General features: G+C 72.5%; 17 protein-coding genes and 1 pseudogene. 11 read left to right on the top strand and 7 right to left on the bottom strand.

What is annotated here, in order from left to right; all coding sequences use genetic code 11:
- Window positions 1–37: 37 nt before the first annotated feature.
- Genes cobM through cobC form a run of 6 tightly spaced genes read left to right on the top strand, consistent with a single transcriptional unit; the run spans window position 38 to window position 6,319 of the window.
- On the top strand, window positions 38–856 hold the full coding sequence (gene cobM / locus ABZZ79_RS32730; protein ID WP_356695015.1) for a precorrin-4 C(11)-methyltransferase: 819 nt from the start codon (window positions 38–40) through the stop codon (window positions 854–856).
- Window positions 853–2,085 carry a precorrin-6y C5,15-methyltransferase (decarboxylating) subunit CbiE gene (cbiE, locus tag ABZZ79_RS32725; protein ID WP_356695013.1) on the top strand — a complete coding sequence of 411 codons (1,233 nt, stop codon included), beginning with the start codon at window positions 853–855 and terminating at the stop codon, window positions 2,083–2,085. Before cobM ends, cbiE begins: the two co-directional genes overlap by 4 nt.
- On the top strand, window positions 2,082–3,764 hold the full coding sequence (gene cobJ, locus ABZZ79_RS32720) for a precorrin-3B C(17)-methyltransferase (RefSeq protein ID WP_356695011.1): 1,683 nt from the start codon (window positions 2,082–2,084) through the stop codon (window positions 3,762–3,764). The genes cbiE and cobJ overlap by 4 nt, the downstream gene beginning before the upstream one ends.
- Entirely contained in the window at window positions 3,761–4,351 is a 591-nt protein-coding gene (locus tag ABZZ79_RS32715; protein WP_356695009.1) for a precorrin-8X methylmutase, read from the top strand. Before cobJ ends, ABZZ79_RS32715 begins: the two co-directional genes overlap by 4 nt.
- Window positions 4,348–5,271 (top strand): sirohydrochlorin chelatase, encoded by a 924-nt coding sequence (locus ABZZ79_RS32710; RefSeq protein ID WP_356695007.1) that lies wholly within the window; start codon window positions 4,348–4,350, stop codon window positions 5,269–5,271. Before ABZZ79_RS32715 ends, ABZZ79_RS32710 begins: the two co-directional genes overlap by 4 nt.
- Complete coding sequence (gene cobC / locus ABZZ79_RS32705) at window positions 5,261–6,319, top strand: Rv2231c family pyridoxal phosphate-dependent protein CobC (protein WP_356695005.1); 1,059 nt, start codon at window positions 5,261–5,263, stop codon at window positions 6,317–6,319. The genes ABZZ79_RS32710 and cobC overlap by 11 nt, the downstream gene beginning before the upstream one ends.
- A 293-nt stretch (window positions 6,320–6,612) precedes the next feature.
- On the opposite strand, the gene ABZZ79_RS32700 is transcribed toward cobC, so the two are convergent.
- The 5 genes from ABZZ79_RS32700 to ABZZ79_RS32680 form a co-directional block, all read right to left on the bottom strand.
- Window positions 6,613–7,509 carry an SCO1860 family LAETG-anchored protein gene (locus ABZZ79_RS32700; protein ID WP_356695003.1) on the bottom strand — a complete coding sequence of 299 codons (897 nt, stop codon included), beginning with the start codon at window positions 7,507–7,509 and terminating at the stop codon, window positions 6,613–6,615.
- A gap of 267 nt (window positions 7,510–7,776) precedes the next feature.
- On the bottom strand, window positions 7,777–8,868 hold the full coding sequence (locus tag ABZZ79_RS32695; RefSeq protein ID WP_356695001.1) for an amidohydrolase family protein: 1,092 nt from the start codon (window positions 8,866–8,868) through the stop codon (window positions 7,777–7,779).
- A 21-nt stretch (window positions 8,869–8,889) separates the two neighbouring features.
- Window positions 8,890–9,681, bottom strand: a complete 792-nt coding sequence (locus tag ABZZ79_RS32690; protein ID WP_356694999.1) for an amino acid ABC transporter ATP-binding protein — start codon at window positions 9,679–9,681, stop codon at window positions 8,890–8,892.
- Window positions 9,678–10,511 (bottom strand): amino acid ABC transporter permease, encoded by an 834-nt coding sequence (locus ABZZ79_RS32685; protein ID WP_356695142.1) that lies wholly within the window; start codon window positions 10,509–10,511, stop codon window positions 9,678–9,680. The genes ABZZ79_RS32690 and ABZZ79_RS32685 overlap by 4 nt, the downstream gene beginning before the upstream one ends.
- The gene (locus ABZZ79_RS32680) at window positions 10,511–11,356 is read right to left on the bottom strand and encodes a transporter substrate-binding domain-containing protein (RefSeq protein ID WP_356694997.1); all 846 of its coding nucleotides are present in this window, start codon (window positions 11,354–11,356) and stop codon (window positions 10,511–10,513) included. Before ABZZ79_RS32680 ends, ABZZ79_RS32685 begins: the two co-directional genes overlap by 1 nt.
- Window positions 11,357–11,579: 223 nt before the next feature.
- Here ABZZ79_RS32680 and ABZZ79_RS32675 point away from each other — a divergent pair.
- The 5 genes and pseudogenes from ABZZ79_RS32675 (at window position 11,580) to thpD (ending at window position 15,657) form a co-directional block, all read left to right on the top strand.
- Window positions 11,580–12,143 (top strand): annotated as a pseudogene (locus tag ABZZ79_RS32675) (hypothetical protein).
- 348 nt (window positions 12,144–12,491) lie between these two features.
- Window positions 12,492–13,022 (top strand): diaminobutyrate acetyltransferase, encoded by a 531-nt coding sequence (gene ectA, locus ABZZ79_RS32670; protein ID WP_356694995.1) that lies wholly within the window; start codon window positions 12,492–12,494, stop codon window positions 13,020–13,022.
- A 30-nt stretch (window positions 13,023–13,052) separates the two neighbouring features.
- Entirely contained in the window at window positions 13,053–14,339 is a 1,287-nt protein-coding gene (gene ectB / locus ABZZ79_RS32665; RefSeq protein ID WP_356694993.1) for a diaminobutyrate--2-oxoglutarate transaminase, read from the top strand.
- A gap of 21 nt (window positions 14,340–14,360) precedes the next feature.
- Window positions 14,361–14,765: an ectoine synthase gene (locus ABZZ79_RS32660; protein WP_356694991.1), complete on the top strand. Its 405-nt coding sequence runs from the start codon at window positions 14,361–14,363 to the stop codon at window positions 14,763–14,765.
- Between the two features lie 4 nt (window positions 14,766–14,769).
- Window positions 14,770–15,657, top strand: a complete 888-nt coding sequence (gene thpD / locus ABZZ79_RS32655) for an ectoine hydroxylase (protein ID WP_356694989.1) — start codon at window positions 14,770–14,772, stop codon at window positions 15,655–15,657.
- Between the two features lie 65 nt (window positions 15,658–15,722).
- On the opposite strand, the gene ABZZ79_RS32650 is transcribed toward thpD, so the two are convergent.
- Both ABZZ79_RS32650 and ABZZ79_RS32645 read right to left on the bottom strand, forming a co-directional pair.
- Complete coding sequence (locus ABZZ79_RS32650) at window positions 15,723–16,775, bottom strand: aminotransferase class V-fold PLP-dependent enzyme (RefSeq protein ID WP_356694987.1); 1,053 nt, start codon at window positions 16,773–16,775, stop codon at window positions 15,723–15,725.
- 96 nt (window positions 16,776–16,871) lie between these two features.
- Window positions 16,872–17,588 carry a DsbA family oxidoreductase gene (locus tag ABZZ79_RS32645; RefSeq protein ID WP_356694985.1) on the bottom strand — a complete coding sequence of 239 codons (717 nt, stop codon included), beginning with the start codon at window positions 17,586–17,588 and terminating at the stop codon, window positions 16,872–16,874.
- Window positions 17,589–17,809 lie beyond the last annotated feature (221 nt).

Genomic DNA, 17,809 nt, shown 5'->3' with positions numbered 1-17,809 from the left:
CAGTAACCCGCAGGACCGTAGGAGAGGACCGATTCCCATGGCCGATGCCCCCACCGGCAAGGTGACCTTCGTCGGTGCCGGCCCCGGCGCCGCCGATCTGCTGACGTTCCGGGCCGCGCGCGCCATCGCCGAGGCCGACGTCGTGATCTGGGCCGCGAGCCTGGTGCAGGCGGAGGTCCTCGACCACGCGCGCGAGGGCGCGCAGATCCTGGACTCCGCCCAGATGTCGCTGGAGGACGTCGTCGACGTGTACCGGCGCGCCCGGCGGGAGGGCCTGCTTGTGGCCCGTATCCACTCGGGCGACCCCGCCCTGTGGGGCGGCACGCAGGAGCAGCTCGACCGGTGCCACGAGATCGGTATCGCCACCGAGATCGTGCCGGGCGTGTCCTCCTTCTCGGCGGTGGCCGCGCTCGCCCAGCGCGAACTGACCATCCCGGAGGTGGCGCAGTCGGTGGTGCTGACCCGGCTGGGCGGCGGCAAGACGCCGATGCCGCCCGGCGAGGAGGTCCGCGAGTTCGCCCGGCACGGCACCACGATGGCGATCTTCCTGTCGGCGGCCCGCAGCGGGCAGCTGGTGCGGGAGCTGCTGGAGGGCGGCTACCCGACGGACACCCCGGTCGTCGTCGCCTACCAGGCGACCTGGCCGGAGGAGCTGATCGCGCGCTGCACGATCGGCACGCTGGAGGAGACGGTCAAGGAGCACAAGCTCTGGAAGCACACCCTGTTCCTGGTGGGCCCGGCGCTGGACGCGCACGGCACGCGCTCACACCTGTACCACCCGGGCCACTTCCACGGCTACCGCAAGGCCGACCCGGAGGCCCGCAGGGCGCTGCGCGAACGAGGTGCCTCGACATGATCACGGTCGTCGGCACGGGGACCGGGGCGCCGGTCGACGAGGACGTCCTGACCGGGGCCGAGCTCGTCGTGGGCGGGCGGCGGCATCTGGAGGCGGTACGGCTGCCCGGGACCGCCGAGCACATGGTGCTGGGTCCGCTGGCGCCCGCGCTCGACACGATCGAGGGGTACGTCGCCAAGGAGCGGCCCGTCGTCGTGCTCGCCTCGGGCGACCCCGGCTTCTTCGGGATCGTACGGGCGCTGGCCGAGCGGTTCGGGCGGGAGCTGCTGGACGTGCGGCCGGGGGTGTCCTCGGTGGCGACCGCGTTCGCGCGGGCCGGTCTGCCGTGGGAGGACGCCGTGGTGGTCAGCGCGCACGGGCGCGATCCGCGCACGGCCGTGCAGATGTGCCGGGCGTACCCGAAGGTGGCGGTGCTGACCGGGCCGGGGGCCGGGCCCGCCGAACTGGGTGCGGCGCTTCGGTCCTGCGACCGGGTCCTGGTGGTCGCCACCGCGCTGGGCTCGCCCGAGGAACGGCTGGAGCGGGTGACGCCCGCCGAGGCCGCGGCCCGCGACTGGGGTCCCGCGGTCAGTGTCGTCCTCAGCCTGGACGAGCGGCGGGCGCTCGGCCCGGTGCGCGCCCATGCCGGGCTGCCGGTGCCGCCCGCCGGATGGGCGCTGGACGAGAGCGAGTTCGAGCACCGCGACTCGATGATCACCAAGTTCGAGGTGCGGGCGCTGGCGCTCGCCCGGCTGGGGCCGCGCCCCGGCGACCTGGTGTGGGACGTCGGCGCGGGCTCGGGGTCGGTGGCCGTGGAGTGCGCGCGGCTCGGGGCCGCGGTCATCGCGGTGGAGAAGACCCCGGACGGTGTGGAGCGCGTCCGTGCCAACGCGGCCGCGCACGCGGTCGATGTGCACGTGGTGCACGGGGCGGCGCCGACCGTGCTGTCGGATCTCGACGATCCCGACGCCGTGTTCGTGGGCGGCGGCGGGCGCGAACTGCCCGCGATCGTGACCGCGTGCGCGCGCCGGGCGCGGCGCACGGTGGTGGTCGCCATGGCGGCGCTCGACCGGGTCCCTGCGGTGCGTGCGGCGCTCACCGGTGCCGGGTTCGGCTGCGACGGCGTGCTGCTGCAGTCCTCCCGTCTGGCGCCGCTGCCGGGCGAGGTGACCCGGCTGGCGGCGGCCAATCCCGTTTTTCTGCTGTGGGGCGTGCGTCCCGCGGCCCGTAGTGAAGGAGTTGCCCTGTGATCGGCCTCATTTCCGCTACCGCGGCGGGGGCGGCGGCGCGCGACCGGCTGGCCGCGGCGTGGCCGGAGCGGACGCGGGTGTACGACGGTCCCGTCGCCGACGCCGTACGGCGGGCGTTCGCGGAGTGCGAGCAGCTGGTGTGCTTCCTGGCCACGGGTGCCGTGGTCCGGCTGGTGGCGCCGCTGCTGGGCGACAAGGCGAGCGACCCCGGTGTGGTGTGTGTCGACGAGGGCGGGCGGTTCGCCGTGGCGCTGCTCGGCGGGCACGGCGGCGGCGCCAACGAACTCGCCCGTGAGGTGGGCGAGTCGCTGGCCGCCGAGCCGGTGGTGACCACGGCCACGGACGCGGTCGGCATCCCGAGTCTGGACACCCTCGGTCTGCCCTTCGAGGGCGATGTCGCCGGGGTGACGCGGGCGCTGCTGGACGGGGAGCCGGTCGCGCTGGAGGCGGAGGTGGCCTGGCCGCTGCCGCCGCTGCCGCTCTCGGACGAGGGGGCGCTGCGGGTCCGCGTGAGCGACCGTGCCGGTGAACCGGCGGCCGGGGAGGTGCTGTTGCGCCCGCCGACGCTGGTCGTCGGGGTCGGCGCCTCGAAGGGGGCACCCGTCGAGGAGGTGCTGGGGCTGGTCGAGGAGACCCTGGCCGAGGCGGGGCTGTCCGTGCACAGCGTCGCCGGACTGGCCACCGTCGACGCCAAGTCGCGGGAGCCGGGGATCGTCGGGGCGGCCGCGCGGCTCGGGGTGCCGGTGGTGACGTACCCGGCCGAGGAACTGGCGGGCGTCGAGGTGCCCAACCCCTCGGACGCGCCCCTGGCCGCCGTGGGGACGCCGTCCGTGGCGGAGGCGGCCGCGCTGATCGGCGGGGGCGAACTGCTCGTGCCCAAGCGGAAGTCCACGGCCCGGCCCGCGATGGCGACCTGCGCCGTCGTACGGCGGCCGGGGCGGGGCCGGCTCGCGGTCGTCGGGCTCGGGCCGGGCGCCCGGGACCTGCTCACCCCGCGCGCCGAGGCGGAGCTGCGCCGCGCCTCGGTGCTGGTCGGCCTCGACCAGTACGTCGACCAGATCCGCGATCTGCTGCGGCCGGGCACCCGGGTCCTGGAGTCGGGCCTCGGCGCCGAGGAGGAGCGGGCCCGCACGGCGGTGGCCGAGGCCCGCAAGGGGCAGGCGGTCGCACTGATCGGCAGCGGTGACGCGGGCGTGTACGCCATGGCGTCCCCGGCGCTCGCCGAGGCCTCCGACGACATCGACGTGGTGGGGGTGCCGGGCGTGACGGCGGCGCTCGCGGCCGGGGCGATCCTGGGCGCGCCGCTGGGCCACGACCATGTGTCGATCAGTCTGTCCGACCTGCACACGCCGTGGGAGGTCATCGAGCGGCGGGTGCGGGCGGCGGCCGAGGCCGACATCGTGGTCACCTTCTACAACCCGCGCTCGCGCGGCCGTGACTGGCAGCTGCCGAAGGCGCTGGGCATCCTCGCCGAGCACCGCACGCCCGCCACGCCGGTCGGTGTCGTGCGCAACGCCTCCCGGCCGGACGAGTCGAGCCGGGTGACCTCGCTCGGCACGCTCGACCCGGCGACCGTCGACATGATGACGGTCGTGACCGTGGGCAACACGGCGACCAGGAACATCGCGGGGCGCATGGTGACGCCGCGCGGCTACCGCTGGCAGGAGGAGCCGAAGTGAATCGCGTCGTCCACCCGATCGAGGTGGAGTCCTACCGTCGGCTGCGCGCCCGGCTGGACACCTCGCACTTCCCGCCGCTGACCCGGGCGGTGGTGGAGCGGGTCGTCCACTCGGCCGCCGACCTGGAGTACGCGGACGATCTCGTCATGGACGAGGGCGAGCTGGCGAAGGCGCACACGGCGCTGCACTCCGGGGCTCCCGTGGTCGTGGACGTCGAGATGGTGGCGGCCGGCATCACCCGCCGGGAGACCGTCTGCCGGCTCGGGGACGCCGTGGCCGGCCCGGAGCTGACCCGTTCGGCGCACGCGATCCGGCTCGCCTACGAGCAGGTCGGCCCGGGTGCCCTCTGGGTGATCGGCAACGCGCCGACCGCGCTGGAGGAGCTGCTGACGCTGGACGCCGCCCCGGCCCTTGTCATCGGACTGCCCGTCGGGTTCGTCGGCGCGGTCGAGTCCAAGGCCGCGTTGCGCGAGAGCGGGCTGCCCGCTGTCAGCAACGTGTCCGAGAAGGGCGGTTCGGCGGTGGCGTCGGCCGCGCTGAACGCCCTTCTGTACCACCCTGTTCCGCACACCGAGGAGACCCTGTGACCACCCCGCCGCCCGCCCTGCTGATCGCCGGACACGGCACCCGGGACGACGCCGGAGCGGAGGCCTTCCGCGACTTCGTGCGGGAGCTGGGCCGCCGCCACCCCGAACTGCCCGTCGCGGGCGGTTTCATCGAGCTGTCGCCGCCGCCGCTGGGCGAGGCGGTGACCGAGCTGGTCGAGCGGGGCGTACGGCGGTTCGCGGCGGTGCCGCTGATGCTGGTGTCCGCCGGGCACGCCAAGGGCGACATCCCGGCGGCGCTGGCCCGCGAGAAGGAGCGGCACCCCGGGATCTCGTACACCTATGGCCGTCCGCTCGGCCCTCACCCGTCGCTGCTGAACGTGCTGGAGCGGCGGCTGGCGGAGGTGCTCGGCGACTGGGACCGCGCCGAGGTGACCGTACTGCTGGTGGGGCGCGGCTCGACCGACCCGGACGCCAACGCCGAGGTGCACAAGGCGGCCCGGCTGCTGTGGGAGGGGCGCGGGTTCGCGGGCGTGGAGACGGCGTTCGTGTCGCTGGCGGCGCCGGACGTGCCGAGCGGGCTGGACCGGTGCGTGAAGCTGGGTGCCCGGCGGGTCGTCGTGCTGCCCTACTTCCTGTTCACGGGCATCCTGCCGGACCGGGTGCGCGAGCAGACGGCGGCCTGGGCCGGGGAGCACCCTGAGGCCGAGGTGCGTTCGGCCGACGTCATCGGGCCCGAGCCGGAGCTGCTGGATCTGGTGATGGAGCGGTACCGGGAGGCCCTGGAGGGCGATCTGCGGATGAACTGCGACTCGTGCGTGTACCGGATCGCGCTGCCCGGCTTCGAGGACAAGGTGGGGATGCCCCAGCAGCCGCACTTCCACCCGGACGACGACGGCCACCACCCGCACGGGCACGGTCACGGGCACCACCATCACGGTGGGCACGCGCATGCGCACTGAGGACGGCGGCGGGCACGATCTGCGCCACCACGGGGACGTGGAGGTCCGTGACGAGGGGCGCGGGCTGGTGGATCTCGCCGTGAACGTCCGTACGGGCACCCCGCCCGTCTGGCTCCGGGAGGTGATCGCCGGATCGCTGGCCGGGCTGGCGGCCTACCCGGACGGTCGGGCGGCGCGGGCGGCGGTGGCGGCGCGGCACGGGCTCCCGCCGGAGCGGGTGCTGCTCACGGCCGGTGCCGCGGAGGCGTTCGTGCTGCTCGCGCGGGCACTGAAGGTGCGGCAGCCGGTGGTGGTGCATCCGCAGTTCACCGAGCCCGAGGCCGCGCTGCGGGACGCCGGGCACACCGTGGACCGGGTGCTGCTGCGGGAGGCCGACGGGTTCCGGCTGGATCCCGGGCTGGTGCCGGAGGGCGCGGATCTGGTGGTGATCGGGAATCCGACGAATCCCACGTCGGTGCTGCATCCCGCCGCGGCGATCGCCGCGCTGGCCCGGCCCGGCCGGACCCTGGTGGTCGACGAGGCGTTCCTGGACGCCGTGCCGGGTGAGCGGGAGGCGCTCGCCGGGCGCACCGATGTACCGGGGCTCGTGGTGCTGCGGAGTCTGACGAAGACCTGGGGGCTGGCGGGGCTGCGGGTCGGCTATGTGCTGGCCTCGCCGGAGATCGTCGGCGAACTGGAGCGGGCTCAGCCCCTGTGGCCGGTGTCCTCCCCGGCGCTCGCGGCGGCCGAGGCGTGCATGGCGCCCCGGGCGCTCGCCGAGGCGGCCCACGCGGCGCACCGCGTGGCGGCGGACCGGGCCCATCTGGTGGCGGGCCTGGAGGCGTTCGCCGGGGCGGGCGTGCGGGTCGCTGGGCCCGCCGAGGGACCCTTCGTGCTGGTCCGGCTGCCGGACGCGGCGCGGATCCGAGCGCGTCTGCGTCAGCTCGGCTACGCGGTACGCCGCGGGGACACCTTCCCCGGCCTCGATACCGACTGGCTCCGCGTCGCCGTCCGGGACCGGGCGACCACCACCGGCTTCCTCACGGCGCTCAAGGCCGCCCTCGGCTGAACCCCATGGCGCTCCGCCCCCTGGACCCCCGTCCTTGAACCCTCCCGCCGCCCGTGACCGTCGGCTGGGAGGTGGGCGACGACAGGGCAGCCGGGCGAACGGCGAGCGTGCAGTCGGCCGAGCCCGGACACCGACCGGACAGCCGGACAGCCGGGCGTCCGGCGAGCCGGTCACCGCGTGAGAGACCGACGGGCCCGTCTCCTGCCGGGCGAACGGCAGGCACCGACCCGGCAGCCCGCCGAGCAGTGGGCACCGGATCGCCCTCCGGCGCCCGCTCGGGCCCCCTCAGCTCCTCAGCCTCTCCTCCTCGCCAGCACGACCGCTCCCCCGCCCAGCACGAGCAGGGCCACCGCGCCGCCCGCGACATAGGGCGTCGTGGAACTCCCTCCCGTCTCCGCCAGGTTGGCTTCCTCGGGCGCGCCCTGGGGCTCGACCTCGGAGGCCGGGGACGGCGGCGGGGTCTGCGCGGCCGGCGGGGTCTCGCAGGTGGACTCGGCGAGGGTCAGGACGCCTTCGACCTCGGCGACGTTGAGCTTCAGCGGGTTGATGGAGACGGTGAGTTCGAGGGCGGTGGCAGCGGCCGTGCGGGAGGTCGTCTCCCGCTTCGAGAGGTCGAGCTTCACCTCGCCGACCCCGGGCACCTGGACGTCGGTCGTGCCGCCCGCGGTGAGGGTGACCCGCTTGCCGAGGACCGTCACCGCGCCGAGGACGTTCGCCTCGGCGGCCGGGGTGCCGCCCGTCTCGCAGACCGCGCTCGACGTGACCTCCTCGACCTCGATCACCGAGAGCAGCGGCAGGCCGGGGACGTGCAGCCTGGCGTGGGCGAGACGGCTGCTGGCCTCGGCCCTGTCGTCGACGACCGTGGCCTTCGCCTCGGCGACCCGCGCGCTGAGCACGCTGAAGGGCTTGCCCCCGTCGACGCCGTCCAGTCGCGCGGTCAGGGCGGTCTTCTCGGCGCTTCGCGGGGCCTGGACCTCGTTGAGGGAGACCGCGAGCGGGACGTTCACGGTCTTGTTCAGCAGGGCCACGTCGAGCCCGGTGCGCAGGACGACGGCGCTCGCGCGGCCCTGGTCCGGGGTCGCGTGGGCGGGGCCCGCACCGGCCAGGGCCACGGGACCCGCGACCAGGGCCGTGGCCGCCGCGGCGGCGGCGAGTCTGCGTGCGGGCAGGCGGAGATTGGTGCCGTTCACTTCGTGGGACCCCCAGAGGAGACGTGCTTGGGACCACGCAAGAATTACGCACTGAGAGTGAACGGGCGGCGATCCTCCGTCACTTCACTCCATCGCGGGGTTTCCGCCCGCGTTTTCGATTTATGCGGCACGGGTGTTCCCGGCCCTCACCCTCATGCCCCCCTGCGGCGAATCGGCAGGCCGACGGGGAGGCGCGGGGGCGGGAGTGCACAACGAGGGCCCGCCGGGGCCGGTAACGGTCAGCCGGCCTCGGCGCGAGGGCCCGGATCAGGCCGTGACCCGGCCGTTCAGGACGATCCGGCGCGGGGCCGCCAGTGCGCGGACGTCCGCGCGGGGGTCCGTGTCGTAGACGACGAGGTCGGCCGGGGCACCCTCGGTGAGGCCGGGGCGGCCCAGCCAGGTGCGGGCCGACCAGGTCGTCGCGGCGAGGGCGTCGACCGGGGGCAGGCCGGCGGTCACCAGTTCGGCGACCTCGGCCGCCACGAGGCCGTGCGGGAGGCTGCCTCCGGCGTCGGTGCCGACGTAGACGGGGATACCGGCGTCGTAGGCGTTGCGGACGGTGTCGTAGCGCCGTTCGTGGAGCCGGCGCATATGGGCCGACCAGCGCGGGAACCTGCTCTCGCCGCCGTCGGCGAGGCCCGGGAAGGTCGCGATGTTGACCAGGGTCGGGACGATGGCGACCCCGCGGGAGGCGAAGAGGGGGATCAGCTCGTCGGTCAGGCCGGTGGCGTGCTCGACGCAGTCGATGCCCGCCTCGACCAGATCCCTCAGCGAGTCCTCGGCGAAGCAGTGGGCGGTCACCCGGGCGCCCAGGCGGTGGGCCTCCGCGATGCCCGCCCGGGCCGCCTCGCGCGGCCAGCACGCGGACAGGTCGCCGAGGTCGCGGTCGATCCAGTCGCCGACCAGCTTGACCCAGCCGTCGCCGCGCCGGGCCTCCTGGGCGACGTACGCGACGAGGTCCTCCGGTTCGATCTCCCAGGCGTAGTTGCGGATGTAGCGGCGGGTGCGGGCGATGTGCCGGCCCGCCCTGATGATCTTCGGCAGGTCCTCACGGTCGTCGACCCAGCGGGTGTCGGAGGGCGAGCCCGCGTCGCGGATCAGCAGCGTGCCCGCCTCGCGGTCGGTCAGCGCCTGCTTCTCGGCCACGTCCTGCGGGACCGCGCCGTGCGCGTCCAGGCCGACATGGCAGTGCGCGTCGACCAGGCCGGGCAGGGCCCAGCCCTCGACCGTGGTCACGTCACGGGCGTCGACGGGACGGTCGTAGGAGATCCGTCCGTCGACGACCCACAGTTCGTCCCGGACCTCGTCGGGGCCGACCAGGATCCGGCCCTTCACGTGCAGCACCGCGCGTTCGCTCATGTACCGCACGATAGTGAGGCGTCAGTCGCTCTTGCCCACCTGGTCGCCCGTACCCTCCTCCACCTCGGCCATGGCCGGGTCCAGGAGGCGGGAGAGGAAGTGCCGGGTGCGTTCGTGGCGGGGGCGGGCGATGACCTGGTCGGGGCGGCCGTCCTCGACGACCACGCCGCCGTCCATGAAGACCACCCGGTCGGCGACCTCGCGGGCGAAGGTCATCTCATGGGTGACGACCATCATGGTCATGCCCTCGTCGGCCAGCATCCGCATGACCGCGAGCACGTCCCCGACCAGCTCCGGGTCCAGCGCCGACGTCGGCTCGTCGAACAGCATCACCTCGGGGCCCATCGCCAGCGCGCGGGCGATGGCGACGCGCTGCTGCTGGCCTCCGGAGAGGGAGGACGGGTAGGCGTCCGCCTTCTCGGCGAGGCCGACCCGCTCCAGGTTCTCGGCGGCGACCCGGGCGGCCTCCGCCTTGCCCCGCCGCAGGACCCGGCGCTGCGGCAGCGTGAGGTTCTCGGTCACCGTGAGATGGGGGAAGAGGTTGAACTGCTGGAAGACCATGCCGATGCGGCGGCGCACGGCGTCGATGTCGACGTCCGGGTCGGTGACCTCGGTGCCGCCGACGAACACCTGCCCCTTGGAGGGCTCCTCCAGCAGGTTCACGCAGCGCAGCAGCGTCGACTTGCCGGAGCCGGAGGGGCCGATGACACAGACGACCTCGCCCTGGCCGATCTCCAGGTCGATGCCGCGCAGCACCTCGTTGCCGCCGAAGGACTTGTGCAGGCCGCGGATCTCGATCTCGGGTCGGCTCACTTGACGGCCTCCTGTGCCTTCGCCTCCATGTGGCGTACGACGAAACCGAGCGGGATCGTGACCAGCAGGTAGCACAGGCCGGCGACGAGGATCGGTGTGGAGTTGGCGGTGGTGCTGGCCAGGTCGCGGCCGAACTTGGTCAGTTCGCGCTCCTCCAGCGTGACGCCGAGGAACAGCACGAGCGAGGAGTCCTTGAACAGCAGGACCAGTTCGTTCGTCAGCGGCGGCAGGATGATCCGGAAGGCCTGCGGCAGGATGATCGAGACCATGGCCCGGGCGGGCGAGAAGCCCAGCGAACGGGCCGCCTCCATCTGCCCCTTGGGCACGGCCTGGATGCCCGCGCGGAAGGTCTCGGCCATGTAGGCGCCCGCCACCAGGCCGAGCGCGAGCGCGACCTTGCCGTACGTCCCGCCGGGGATCTCCGTGCCCGGGAAGGCCAGCGGCACGGCGACGCCGATGAAGACGAAGATCAGCAGGGCGGGCAGACCACGGAAGATCTCGATGTAGACGCCGGCGACCCAGCGGTAGGGCCGCACCGGGGACAGCCGCATCAGCGCGACGACCAGCCCGAGGACGATGCCGACGGCGAAGCCGGACAGTGTGTACAGGACCGTGTTCTTCAGGGCCGTGGTGATGACGTCCGGGAACATCTCCCGGGCGATGTCCCCCTGCGCGAACTGGTTCTTCAGCCGGTCCCAGTCGGCCGCGAGCACGACGGCGAGCACGGCCGCCACGAACACCACGTACTGGGTGCCGCGTGACAGCCGCTGCTTCTGCCGCCGGGTCAGGCCCTTCTTCCTCGGCTGGAGCTGTACGTCCGCGTCGGCCATCAGGAAGCGGCCGGGGAGGCGGCGGACTCGTCGTAGGGGCCGATCCACTGCTCGTACAGCTTCTTGTACGTGCCGTCGGCCTTGGCGTCCGCGAGGGCCTTGTCGATGGCCTGCTGGAGCTTGGCGTTGCCCTTCTGCACCGTGAAGCCGTACTGCTCACCGGTGTTGAGCTGCTCGGCGACCTGGAAGGCGTCGGCGTTGGCCTTGTCCTTCAGCCAGCCCTGGACGACCGGGTAGTCGATGATCACGGCCTTGACCTGGCCGGTGCGCAGGCCGTTGAGGACGGCGTCGGAGGACTCGAAGGAGACCGGGTCGAGGCCCTTGCTCTTGGCGTAGTCCTCGCCGGTGGTCTGCGCCTGGGTGCCGACCTTCTGGTCCTTGATGTCGGCGAAGGAGGAGATACCGCTCTCCTTGTCGACGAGGACCGCCTGGGTGGCGTCGAAGTACGGGTCGGAGAAGTCGACGTTCTTCTTGCGCTCGTCGGTGATCGTCATGCCGGCCGCGGCCAGGTCGCACTCGCCGGAGTTCAGGAAGGCACCGGTCTTGAAGTTCTCGAACGGTGTGTCGAGGATCTCCTGCTGCACGCCGAGGTCCTCGGCGACGAGGTCGATCAGCGCGACGTCGAAGCCCTGCACCTTGCCGTCGATCTCCGACTGGAAGGGCGGATAGGGCAGGTGGGTGCAGGTGGTGAGCTGACCGGCCTTGACGAGCTCGACGCCACCGGCGGCGGTCTTCGCACCGCTGCCGCCGTCGTCGTCGGAGGAGCAGCCGGCCACGAGGACCAGCCCGGCCGTCGCGGTGATGGCGGCCAGGGCGCGGGCCCGGCGGCCCATGACGGTGTTCACGGGTGGACCTCCTGTTAGGAAACTGTGCGTCCCGATTATAAGGAGATGTTTGGGTTCCTCAAATCAATCCGATGGTCTGATGGCCGTCCGACCTAAGAAGTCGACGGCGAGCGGGGCGTGACGGGCACGGATGAGAGTCTGCGGCGACTACTGGGCTCGGGGCCGGGCCGGGCCGTGGGTTCGGCCGCAGCCGAGCCGTCCCGTGAGTGAAGAGAGCGCCGCCGTGACCCACCCCCTCCTGGACCTCGCCCCGCTGACCACCGCCCGCTTCGCCGCGATCGAGGACCGGGTGGCACGGCTGCTGGGCACCAGGCAGGACGTCGTGATCATGCAGGGCGAGGCGCTGCTGCCGCTCTCTCCCTCCTGGACTGGAAGGAGCGCCGGCTCGACGCCGGCCGCAAGGCCCTGCCGCACGCGCCCGCGCAGTTGGAGATGCTCGCGCTGGAGGCGTGTTGGGAGCGGATCGAGGCGCACGGTCTGGAGACGGTGATGGCCCGTCACCGGGCGGCAGGCGTCGGCGGTGCGGGAGGGCGCGTCCGCCGTCGGCCTGGAGCCGTACATGTACGAGGTCCGCGACTCGGCGCCGGTGGCGACGACTCTGCGGGTGCCGGCCGGGCGCGACGCCGCCGAACTGGTCGCCCGCGCGGTGGCGGCCGACCCGGGCGTGCCGCTGGCGGCGGGCGGGGGCGCGCCGGCCGGGGAGATGATCCGGGTCAACCACACCGGGGCCGACGCGTCGGTGGAGGTCGCCCGCAGGAGCCTCGCGGCGCTGGGCGCGGCCCGGTAACCAAGGGCCCGGTAACCAAGGGCCCGGTGGCCACGGGACGGTGCGCGGGATTCTCGGCACGTTTTCCGGAATTCCCCTCCGGTCGAATTCCAAATGAACAACAGAATTCCGTCGAGCTTAGCCGCCCATAATCTCCTGCCCGCTTTCGATTGACGTAAACGCCAAGATTCTGTGAACGTGTGACGGGTGTGACACGCTCCACATGGAGTCCCGTATGCGCCTTTTCACCGGGCGCATATCGCCCCAAATGACCCCAACACTCGCGCCCGCGTGATAACACGAACCCCGGCGCGACCCAAGGGCGTCCGGCGATGCAATTTTCAATTTGCCTCGCTAAATTCAATCCGCATGACCGCCGCACCCGCAGACCTCGCAGACCTGATTGTCGACCGCCCGGACGTTTCCGACGGGGCCGCTCTCTGGCGGCTCGCCAAGGAATCCGGGAACCTCGATCTGAACTCGTCGTACAGCTATCTGCTGTGGTGCCGTGACTTCGCCGCCACGTCGGCGGTGGCACGGGACGAGGACGGGGAGCCCGTGGGCTTCGTGACCGGGTATCTGCGGCCGGACCGGCCCGGGACGCTGCTCGTGTGGCAGGTGGCCGTCGACGCCGGGCACCGGGGCCGGGGACTGGCCGCGCGACTGCTCGACGCCCTGGTCGAGCGGATCGCGGACGAGCGGACCGTCCTGTGCGTCGAGACCACCATCACCCCGGGCAACACCGCCTCCGAGCGGCTGTTCGCCTCGTTCGCCGAGCGGCACGGCGCCCGGGTCGAGAGAGAGGTGCTGTTCGACCGGGAGCAGTTCCCGGACGGCCCGCACGACCCCGAAGTCCTTTACCGCATCGGCCCGTTGGCCGCTACGTCGCATTCCCGTTGACCCTTCCGTCGCATTGAGGAGCGAATCGCCGTGACCATCACCCAGCCCGACCTCAGCGTCTTCGAGACCCTTGAGTCCGAGGTGCGCAGCTACTGCCGCGGCTGGCCCACCGTCTTCGACCGTGCGCGCGGCAGCCGTATGTACGACGAGGACGGCCACGCGTACCTCGACTTCTTCGCCGGCGCGGGCTCGCTGAACTACGGGCACAACAACCCCGTTCTGAAACGGGCGCTGCTCGACTATCTGGAGCGCGACGGCGTCACCCACGGCCTCGACATGTCCACCACGGCCAAACGCGCGTTCCTGCAGACCTTCCAGGACCTGGTGCTGCGGCCGCGGGACCTGCCGTACAAGGTGATGTTCCCGGGCCCGACCGGCACCAACGCGGTGGAGTCCGCGCTGAAGCTGGCCCGCAAGGTGAAGGGGCGCGAGGCGATCGTGTCGTTCACCAACGCCTTCCACGGCATGTCGCTGGGCTCGCTGGCCGTGACCGGCAACGCGTTCAAGCGGGCCGGGGCCGGAGTCCCACTGGTGCACGGCACGCCGATGCCGTTCGACAACTACTTCGACGGCACGGTCCCCGACTTCCTGTGGTTCGAGCGGCTGCTGGAGGACCAGGGGTCCGGGCTGAACAAGCCCGCCGCCGTGATCGTGGAGACCGTGCAGGGGGAGGGCGGCATCAACGTCGCCCGCCCGCAGTGGCTGCGAGCGCTGGCCGAGCTGTGCGAGCGGCAGGACATGCTGCTGATCGTCGACGACATCCAGATGGGCTGCGGCCGCACGGGGGCCTTCTTCTCCTTCGAGGAGGCCGGCATCGTGCCGGACATCGTCACCGTGTCCAAGTCCATCAGCGGCTACGGCCTGCCGATGTCGCTGTGCCTGTTCAAGCCGGAACTGGACGTGTGGGAGCCGGGCGAGCACAACGGCACCTTCCGCGGGAACAACCCGGCCTTCGTCACCGCCACCGCGGCACTGGAGAGCTACTGGGCCGACGGCGCCGCCATGGAGAAGCAGACCCGCACCCGCGGCGAGCAGATCGAGCAGGCCCTCATCGAGATCACCGAGGAGAACCTCGCCGACGTACGCGAGTACCGCGGTCGCGGCCTGGTGTGGGGCCTGGAGTTCCGCGACAGGTCGCGCGCCGAGCGGGTCGCCCGGCGGGCCTTCGAACTGGGACTGCTGATCGAGACCTCCGGCCCCGAGAGTGAGGTCGTGAAGCTGCTGCCCGCACTGACCATCACCCCGGACGAGCTGGACGAGGGCCTTCGGGTGCTCGCCCGCGCCGTCCGGGAGACCGCACCCGCCATCACCGTCTGACGCAGGAGGGACCGCACCACCGTGATCGTCCGTTCGTTCAAGGACATCGAGGGAACCGACCGCCATGTGAAGGCCGCGTCCGGGACCTGGGAGAGCAAACGCATCGTCCTCGCCAGGGAAAGGGTCGGGTTCTCCCTGCACGAGACCGTCCTGTACGCCGGGACGGAGACGTCGATGTGGTACGCCAACCACGTCGAGGCCGTCGTGTGCGTGGAGGGCGCCGCCGAACTCACCGACCACGAGACCGGGACGACGTACTCGATCACTCCCGGGACCATGTACCTGCTGGACGGGCACGAGCGGCACTCGCTGCGTGTCCTTCAGGACTTCCGCTGCATCTGCGTGTTCAACCCGCCCGTCACCGGCCGGGAGGACCACGACGAGAACGGCGTCTACCCCCTGCTCACCGAGCCCGAGGAGGTGTGACCGCATGACCACCGTCACCGACCTGTACCCCACCCGCGGCACCACCGAGGTGACCGTGCCACGCCAGGACCCCGTGGTCTGGGGCGGCCCCGACACGCCCGGCCCCGTCGCGGCGGCCGAGCTCCAGGCCTACGAGCGCGACGGCTTCCTGACCTGCGAGCAGCTCATCACCGACGACGAGGTCGCCGTCTACCACGCGGAGCTGGAGCGACTGGTGGCCGACCCGGCGATCCGCGCGGACGCGCGCTCGATCGTGGAGCCGCGCTCGAAGGAGATCCGCTCGGTCTTCGAGGTGCACCGGATCAGCGAGGTGTTCGCGGCGCTGGTGCGCGACGAGCGGGTGGTCGGCCGGGCCCGGCAGATCCTCGACTCCGACGTCTACGTCCACCAGTCGCGGATCAACGTCAAGCCCGGCTTCGGGGCCAGCGGCTTCTACTGGCACTCCGACTTCGAGACCTGGCACGCCGAGGACGGCCTGCCGAACATGCGGACCGTTTCCGTCTCGATCGCCCTGACCGAGAACCACGCCACCAACGGCGGCCTGATGATCATGCCGGGCTCGCACCGGACGTTTCTCGGCTGCGCCGGGGCCACGCCCGAGGACAACTACAAGAAGTCCCTCCAGATGCAGGACGCCGGGACCCCGTCCGACGAGGCGCTGACCGCGATGGCGGGCGCGTACGGCATCCAGCTGTTCACGGGCCGGGCCGGTTCGGCGACCTGGTTCGACTGCAACTGCATGCACGGCTCGGGCGACAACATCACGCCGTTCCCGCGCAGCAACGTCTTCATCGTGTTCAACAGCGTGGAGAACAAGGCGGTGGAGCCGTTCGCCGCTCCTGTGCGGCGGCCGGAGTACATCGGGGCCCGGGACTTCATGCCCGTGCGCTGAGCGTCGTACGAGTCGTATGAAGGGAAGGGGCCCCGGCCGGCGTGGTCGGCGGGGCCCCTTCCGCGTCAGCCGGACAGCGCGTCCAGCAGGCGGTCCACGTCCGCTTCGGTGTTGTAGAGGTGGAAGGACGCCCGCAGATTGCCCGCGCGGTCCGAGAGCTGGAGGCCCGCCGCGTCGAGGCCGGGCTGGCGGTGGCCGAGGCCGGGGACGGAGACGATGGCCGAGCCGGGCGAGGGCAGCGGCTCGTGGCCGAGGGCGGTGAGACCGGCCCGGAACCGGTCGGCCAGGGCGAGGTCGTGGGAGTGGACGGCGTCGACGCCGAGTTCCTCGATCAGTTCGAGGGAGGCGCGCAGTCCGGCGTAGCTGAACAGGCCGGGGCTGACGTCGAACCGCCTGGCGGAGTGGGCGAGTTCGATGACGGGCCCGTAGCAGCTCTCCCAGGGCAGTTCACCGGCCACCCAGCCGGCGAGCAGCGGGGTGAGTCCGCCGAAGTCCTCCGGCACGGTGCAGAACGCGGCCCCGTGCGGGCCGAGGAGCCACTTGAAGCCGACGGCGGCGACGAAATCGTGCGCACCGGCGTCCAGCGGCAGCCAGCCCACGGACTGGGAGGCGTCGACGTAGGTGCGCGCCCCGTGCGCCACGGCCGCCTCGCGCACCGCGGCCAGGTCGGCGACGCGGCCGTCGGCGGACTGGGCGGCGCTGACCGCGACGAGCGCGGTCTGCGGGCGGACGGACTCGGCGAGCCGCTCCAGCGGCACGGCCCGCACCTTGAGGTCGCCGCGCATATGGAACGGATTGACCAGGGAGGCGAAGTCGGCCTCCGCGGTGAGCACCTCGGCACCGACGGGCAGCGCGGCGGCGATCAGCCCGCCGTACTCGGCGACCGAAGCGCCGGTCGCGACGCGCTCGACGGGGACCGCGGCCAGCCGGGCGAACGAGGCGCGCACGGCCTCCACGTCCTCGTACAGCGGGCCCAGCGGCAGGCCCTCGGCCCGCATGCGCACCGCGTCGTGCAGGGCGGTGACGGTGCGGGCCGGCAACAGGCCGTTGCTCGCGGTGTTGAGGTAGGTGTTCTCCGGGGCGAACTCGGCACGGACGAGGCTCTCGAAGGTCTCCATGGGACCACTCTGGATCGTGGAGACCTGTCAGTCCATTGCGATTCTTTGCGTGGTTCCGCGAAGCGACGCTTATGGATGGGCCCCGACCTGCGGGTTTCAGGTCTGCGGCACCGCGCATCCGTCGGGCCCGCAGGCTTCGGCGGTGTCGTCCTGGATCAGGGTGAGCGGGGAGCGCTCGCCCCAGGCCTGGGTGAGGGCCTGGGTGAACACCTCGGCGGGCTGGGCGCCGGAGACGCCGTACTGGCGGTCGAGGACGAAGAAGGGCACGCCGTTCGCGCCGAGCTGGGCGGCCTCGCGCTCGTCGGCACGGACCTCGTCGGCGTAGGCGGCCGGGTCGGCGAGCACCTCGCGGGCGGAGCCGGCGTCCAGCCCGGCCTCGACGGCGAGCTCCACCAGCCGCTCGTCGCCCTCGGTGAAGACGGACCGCTCCTCGGCGAAGTTGGCCCGGTACAGGATCTGGACCAGCTCGTCCTGGCGGCCCTGCTCCTTGGCGAAGTGCAGCAGGCGGTGCATGTCGAAGGTGTTGCCGTGGTCGCGGCCGCGGGTGCGGTACTCCAGGCCCTCGGCGGCGGCCTGCGCGCCGACGTTGTCCTCGGCGGCCTCGGCCTGGGCCTCGCTGAGGCCGTACTTCTGGGCGAGCATCGGGATCACCGGGCCTGCGTCGGCCTTGGCGCGGTCGGGGTCGAGCTCGAAGGAGCGGTGCACGACCTCGACCTGCTCCCGGTGCGGGAAGGCCTCCAGCGCCTTCTCGAAGCGGGCCTTGCCCACGTAGCACCAGGGGCAGGCGATGTCGCTCCAGATCTCGACGCGCATGTTTCTCGGCTTCCTTCGGGTCGTACGGATACGGAGACTGCCTCCGCGGGCAGTACGTGAACCTTCAACCAGCCGGTTCCATTCCCTGGGGGGGCGGGAGGGCCGGGAGACCCGGGAGACCCGGGAGGGCCGGGGGGCCAATGCCGCTATCGGTCACCAGGGAATATTTAGGCTTAGCGGGTGGTCCCGCCAGATTAACACGGGATTTCTCGGGCCCCGTG

It is taken from the genome of Streptomyces sp. NPDC006458 (genome assembly GCF_040612135.1).
Classification (GTDB): domain Bacteria; phylum Actinomycetota; class Actinomycetes; order Streptomycetales; family Streptomycetaceae; genus Streptomyces.
Note: the sequence above shows the minus strand (reverse complement) of the source record. Positions and strands in the feature narration are given on the sequence as shown.